The sequence below is a fragment of the Imperialibacter sp. genome, from assembly GCF_040222815.1.
Lineage (GTDB): Bacteria > Bacteroidota > Bacteroidia > Cytophagales > Cyclobacteriaceae > Imperialibacter.
On sequence record NZ_JAVKCH010000038.1, the window covers coordinates 1 to 5,085 of the forward strand.

The following is a 5,085-nucleotide window of genomic DNA, read 5'->3' on the forward strand; positions in this document are numbered from 1 at the left end:
GCTGCTTACCATATCTAAAGGCGTTCAAACCATAACCTTTGAAGCACCAGAAGGCAAAACTTTTGGGGATGACACATTTGAGCTGGCTGCCTCGTCAAGCTCGGGCTTACCGGTGACGCTAACCAGCTCCAAGCCTGGCGTCGCTATGATCGAAGGATCGACTGTGACCATACTGGGTGCCGGAACAGTAACACTGAAAGCAAGCCAGCCCGGAAATGATAATTATAGCTCGGCAGCAAGTGTGGAGCAAGTGCTAACGATTAGCAAAGCCGCCCAAACCATCACTTTTGATGTGCCTGACGGAGCGTCTGACGCTGGCTCAATCGAACTTGTAGCACAGGCAAGCTCTGGCCTGGCAGTAACCTTTGTGTCGAGCAATCCTGATATTGCCAAAGTAACCGGAACTACCCTTGAGGTGCTGGCAGCCGGCGAAGTAGAAATTACCGCCAGGCAAACTGGGAACGCCAATTACCTGGCCGCAGAGGATGTAAGCCATACGCTGGTAGTAGCCCCGGCCGTAACAGGTGTTGGTGACGACTTAGCTGATAAAGTGCAGGTGTACCCCAATCCGGCACAGAGCTATATTGAGGTTAAGCTGCCTGACAATATTACCAAAGCCAGCTATCGCCTCACGCAGATAAGTGGGCAAGTGGTGAAACATGGCGACTTGCAACTGAACCAGGCCAAAACGAAGATCATCGTCGAAGATATTGGCCCCGGCGTGTACCTGCTCAACATCAGCGGTGAAAGTTACGCTGAAGTCTTCCGGGTAATTAAAAACTAAAACCACACAACAACATGATTGAGTAAAAAAGGGCCGGTAAACTGGCCTATTTTTACTAGAATTCGTTTGCAAAAAATAAGAGAACATCCTCCCTTTGCCCTTCAAAAGCTTTGGAAGTGACAAGGCATTTGCGCAAACTCAAATAATTAATATTTCAGGGAAGTACAGCATAGCCCATAATTACAGGGTATTCTGTGCAACAAATATCTTACGGCAGCCTTTTTAAAGACCTAGCCCATAACAATAGCTGGTAGTTCGTGGCATTGAGCTCACATATTTTAGAAGTAAAACTTTGCTCATTATAAACTAAATTCTATTTTGCTGACCTCATTTCAGATTTAAGCCCATTTTTAACAAAATGTTATAGAGTGGAATAGGCTTCTGAGCGCATTTTTAGGGAAGGATATGTGTCTCAGAGATTTAAAAAAGTAGCTATCTACTAACCTGAAGTGAACTACTGGTGGATCGCCTTTATGAAATTCATCATGAACACGTAAAACAAGCTTAAAATGACACGTTCTTTTACATCAACAAGCCTTCGAGGGGGCATTAAAGTTATTTTGGTGACGGCTTCACTACTGTTTGTTGTCTCACTCGAAGCATTTTCCCAGCCCGAACTGACGAGGATCGAAACACCAAATTCAGGCACCGGTGATGGCGGTTACCTTTATGATATCGCTGACTTAAACGGCAAGGCTTATTATGCTCAAGGCACTAAAATCATCGAAATCGACCAGAGCCTGAACAGAACTGAAATTACCCCTGTAAGTGGCGACGGGTATTCAAACACCGTTAACTATATAGCGCCCCTTGGCGATAAATTGTTTATTGACAGGTTCTACTTTTATTCCTATGCGGGAGAGCCTGCGTTGTTAGATCCAGCGGATGGGTCTGTCACTTTTATAAAAGACATTAATCCATCGGGCTATGCCTATACATATGATGTGTTTAGCGCTGGGGATAAAGTTTATTTCAGGTCATATGATGGTAACGGGTATGACATTTGGGTAACTGATGGAACAGAAGGTGGAACTTTTAAAATTATTAGTGGCAGCTATTCCAGTATCAAATATTTTTCAAACGGAAACCTTACATTCATTTCACTAAACAACAATCAGGTATGGGCCACTGATGGCACTCTTGACGGGACGAAAAAAATCTCCAACGATGGTGTTCATACCTATTATATGACGGGTGCTTCTACTGGGAACTATTTCTATTACACGATTAGAGGTTCCAATAACCTTTACCAAATATTTAAGTCGGACGGAACACCAGAGGGGACCAATATGATTGCCCAAAGCGAATCTTCCAACATCTCATACGTATTTGACATCGATGGAGAAGTATATTATTCTACATATTCAGATGGCACTATCAACTTTAACAGATACAGAGAAGCGCAAAATCAGTCTGTAACGGTTGCAAGTCATCCTTATGCTATTTCATTTTTTGCTTCAAATGGTTCTGATGCATATTTTATAGACTCAGTCTCCCCTTATAGGATCTGGAAACTTGACGTTTCAAGCGGTAGTGCTGAAATGATAGTGACTTTTGCAAACAATGAATACTACCAGGGATCTTTGAATGGCTTTGCCGGCGATAAGTTAGTCTTTGCTATATATTCTCCGGATACGGGAAACGAACTTTGGGTGACCGATGGAACTGAAAGCGGAACGGGACTTTTAAAAGATATCTATCCTGGCCCCTTTTCTTCATTGTATAACACAAACAGGCTCTTTGAAAGCAACATGCTAGGTAAGGTTTTTTTTCGAGCCAGAAATCCTGAAACGGGTCAGGAAGTTTGGGTGAGCGACGGAACTAGCTCGGGCACCAGTCTATTGGAAGATACCAACACAGCTCCGCAAAGCATTTCCATGTTCAAGATGATAGCGACGGAGGATAAGCTGTATGCTCAAACTTCCTATTACGGCAATGGGGTTCCTAATCTCTATCAATTAAGCCCTGGGGAGGCGCAACTAACAAGCCCGCTGGAGGGAGAAGAGGTAACTTTTGAGACTCAAGGAGGAATAGCAGATCTTAACAACGATATATACTTTTATGGCTCCCAATTAAATAATGATGGATCCTTTCAGCAAGGGCTCACCAAATTGGCAGGTGATGGAACCATTAGCCAGGTAAAGGACGATATATACCTTTATACCTATGGCCTGACGAAGGTTAATGGCAAATTATTCTTTGCCGGATATGGTGAAGGTTATGAGCTTTGGGTGTCCGAAGACGGAACTTCCGATGGCACCTATCAAGTAGCCAATATTGCCCCCGGGTACGGCAGCTCAGTTGAAACGAACAGTTCCAAAGACTTGCCTATTACCTTCTTTAAAAATAAGTACTTTTTCGCCGCAAACGATAATACATCGGGAAGAGAGCTATGGATAACTGACCTGACCGAGGAGGGCACCACATTGTTTTTTGATCTGGAGCCGGGAAGTGACGGCTCATACCCGGAAAACTTCTTCGTCGCCGGCGACAGGCTCTACTTTACGGCGGAGACAAATGGCTCCACTCAGTTGTGGGTGACAGATGGGACTCCTCAAAACACCAGGGTTATTGAAACAGTTAATGCCGTATCGTTTTTTCATGTAGGTAATGAAGTATATTTTCTCGAAGACTACGACTATCGATACTATGCTTTATGGAAAACTGATGGCACAGCAGACGGCACTGAGGAAATTCTGGATTTAGGCTATTCGTATTATTCGATACCTGCCATTCAATCTGACAGAGGCCTTCTCTACGTAGATTATAACAATTCTACAGGCTACTACGATTACTACTTTATAGATAATGAGGGATTGCAGACTACACTTAAAACTGGCGGTGCGCAAGCATACGGCTTTTTTGCAAAAGGTAATTATATCTACTACAACTATGGGTTTTCTTTTTTCTACATGACAAATGGGTCTGATATCGATGAAGAAGTAATAAACCTTTACGACGAAGCATTTCTGACCCCCTATGCTGATGTCAAAAATTTTACTGCTTTCGGAGATGATCTTGTTTTCAACTCATATGACTATTCCGACTATGTCATCTCACTATGGAAACTCAGCCTTTTCAAACCTGTCGCCACAGTTATTTACGATTCCGACCCGCTTGAATCTGGAGAAACCATCAACTTTGGCACCCTTTCTGAAGGAAACCAGTCTGGCATTGAGACCGTCACCATAGAAAACGGGGGCTTTGTGGACTGGTCATTTCCTCAAGGAAGTACGTTGGCTGTGATGGGAGATGCTGCTAAAGATTTCATCATCGTGTCGGGCAGCCTACCGTCTATGCTCAGGCCCGGTGAAAGCTTTGATATCGATATCCGGTTTAAACCGACGACCGGTGATGTAAGGGAAGCCTATATAGAACTGCCAGCCCTGGTTGGTTCCAGTTCCCCCGGCACCGTCAATCTGGAAGGGGTGGGTACAGATTTTGAACAGACTATCAAGCTACAAGTCCCTTCAAAAATACTGTATAAGAACACTCCGATCGCCTTAGACATCGAAGCGACATCCGGGCTTCCTGTCACTCTCTCCTCGTCTGACAAAACAGTGGCCGAATTTGTGGATGGAAACCTAGTTACTAAGAAGTTTGGCACCATTACAATCACCGCTACGCAGGGCGGCAATGCATACTTCCATGCCGCCGACCCTGCTACAAAAGAAGTAGATATTGTCGTTGGCGGGCAAAGCATTGCCTTCAATAGCGCTAACACGTACCGAATTGATGATGACCCCTTTGAGTTAAGCGCCACCAGCACCTCGGGAAACCCGGTGACATTTGCCAGTGGAGATGCTACGGTTCTTTCAATATCCGGAACCACAGCCACTATCCTTAAGGCCGGCGTAGTGTCGGTTACCGCATCAGTAGCTGGAAATGACTACTTTGATGCTGCCAGTCAGGCATTTAGCATTACCATTAAAAAAGCGCCCCAAACTATATCCTTTGAGTCCCTGGCACCTACGACATTTGGCTCGGCAGTCGAATTAACGGCAACAGGAGGCGCCTCCGGCCAGCCTGTGATATTTACTTCGTCCAACGAAAGTGTGGCTACCATTGCTGGCAATACAGTGACCATCGTCAAGTCTGGAAATGTCAATATTTCGGCCTCCCAGGCTGGCAACGACAATTACGATGCTGCTACATCTGTAACCAGGCTGCTTACCATATCTAAAGGCGTTCAAACCATAACCTTTGAAGCACCAGAAGGCAAAACTTTTGGGGATGACACATTTGAGCTGGCTGCCTCGTCAAGCTCGGGCTTACCGGTGACGCTAACCAGCTCCAAGCCT

The 5,085-nt window shown here is 44.9% G+C and carries 2 protein-coding genes; both read left to right on the forward strand.

The annotated features are described in order from the left end of the window. Positions 1-784, forward strand: a 784-nt coding sequence (locus RIF36_RS18745) for a T9SS type A sorting domain-containing protein (protein WP_350127123.1), incomplete at its 5' end; no start/stop codon positions are given. Positions 785-1,293: 509 nt separating this feature from the next. Next, a partial coding sequence (locus RIF36_RS18750) for a hypothetical protein (RefSeq protein WP_350127126.1) occupies positions 1,294-5,085 on the forward strand: 3,792 nt, incomplete at its 3' end.